At 42.0% G+C, this 1906-nt stretch carries 1 protein-coding gene; it reads left to right on the plus strand.

What is annotated here, in order from left to right; all coding sequences use genetic code 11:
• Positions 1-1725, plus strand: a 1725-nt coding sequence (locus BHE89_RS15960) for a flagellar biosynthesis protein FlhA (RefSeq protein WP_141008315.1), incomplete at its 5' end; no start/stop codon positions are given.
• Positions 1726-1906 lie beyond the last annotated feature (181 nt).

Here is a 1906-nt window from a genome sequence, read left to right on the forward strand (position 1 = left end):
TTTGCTATCGGTATAGTGGTCTTTATCATCCTTATTTTGATTAACTTTATGGTTATTACTAAGGGTGCGGGACGTATTGCTGAAGTCGGTGCGCGTTTTGTGTTAGATGGAATGCCAGGTAAACAGATGGCAATCGATGCTGACTTGAATGCGGGTATTATCAACGAAGACGAAGCAAAAAAACGCCGTAAAGAAGTGTCATTGGAATCCGACTTTTACGGTTCAATGGATGGTGCGAGTAAATTCGTTCGTGGTGACGCCATCGCGGGTTTAATGATCCTTGTGATTAACGTGGTGGGGGGGCTTATCGTTGGTGTTGCTCAACACGGAATGGCATTAAACGATGCAGCAACGACTTATACCCTTTTAACCATCGGTGATGGTCTGGTTGCGCAAATTCCTGCATTAATTATCTCAACAGCCGCGGGTGTTATCGTGACGCGTGTTGCAACAGATGAAGATGTAGGTCAACAAATGGTTACACAACTATTTGATAATCCTCGTGTTCTTATGTTAACCGCCGGCGTGCTAGGTCTATTAGGCTTAGTGCCAGGAATGCCTAACTTTGTTTTCTTATTCTTCACCGCAGCATTAGGTGGACTCGGTTGGTATATTTTACGTCGTAACGCTAATCCTGAAGTGCAACAACAAAAAGAGATGGAAGAAGTTGAAAAACAAAATCGTGTTGTTGAAGCTTCATGGGAAGATGTACAACTTGAAGATCCATTAGCGATGGAAGTAGGATACCGCTTAATTCCAATGGTAGATAATCGCCAAAATGGTGAGCTGTTAGGCAGAATTAGTGGTATTCGTAAAAAGTTTGCTCAGGAAATGGGATACCTTCCTCCTGTTGTTCATATCCGAGACAATATGGAATTAAAACCTTCGTCTTATCGTATTCTAATGAAAGGGGTTGAAATCGGTCACGGTGAAGCGCATCCGGGGCGTTGGCTGGCGATCAATCCGGGTAATGCTGTTGGTTCGTTAGAAGGGGATATTACACAAGAGCCTGCATTTGGTTTACCCGCAGTGTGGATCGATGACAGTTTAAGAGAGCAAGCACAGGTTCAAGGCTATACAGTGGTTGCTGCAAGTACCGTTATTGCAACGCACTTTAATCATGCCTTAGCGAAATACGCATCGGAATTATTTGGTCGTCAAGAAGCTCAAATGTTGTTTGATAGGGTAAGTAAAGAGCTTCCTAAAATGACAGAAAGTATGATCCCAGATATGCTTTCCCTTACGGTATTGCACAAAGTATTGCAAAACTTGCTGTCTGAACAGGTGCCGATTCGAGATATGAGGACCATATTAGAAGCCTTAGCAGAGCATGCTCCTGAGCAGAAAGATCCCGCTGAATTAACCGCCGTTGTTCGTGTTGCACTTCGCCGTGCGATTACACAACACTGGTTTGGTGATCAAGATGAAATCCAAGTTATTGGGTTGGATGCAAGCTTAGAGCGTATTCTTGTTCAAGCGATGCAAAGTGGCGGTGGATTAGAGCCAGGGCTTGCTGAAAATATTGAACAACAAGCGGCAGATGCTGTTCGTCACCAAGAGATGTCTGGTGGCGCCCCTGTATTATTAGTGAATCATTCGCTACGTTCATTATTATCCCGTTTTTTACGCCGTAGCCTGCCACAATTAGCCGTATTATCAAATATGGAGATTAGTGAAGGTCGTCGCATTCGTATGACGTCGATGATTGGTGGACAGCCTCATTAATCGGTAATAAGATATCTATCCACTAAAAAGACCACTTTATATAAGTGGTCTTTTTGTCTCTATGGATCGCCATCTCTTGACATAAATAGATGAGCGATAAATTTATTCGTTAAATCTATTCTTAAATTATAAATATAGAAATTTTAAAGTATGTTTTATTTATAATATCTTAATTTAATTT

The sequence above is a fragment of the Shigella sp. FC1967 genome (genome assembly GCF_001743005.1).
GTDB lineage: Bacteria > Pseudomonadota > Gammaproteobacteria > Enterobacterales > Enterobacteriaceae > Proteus.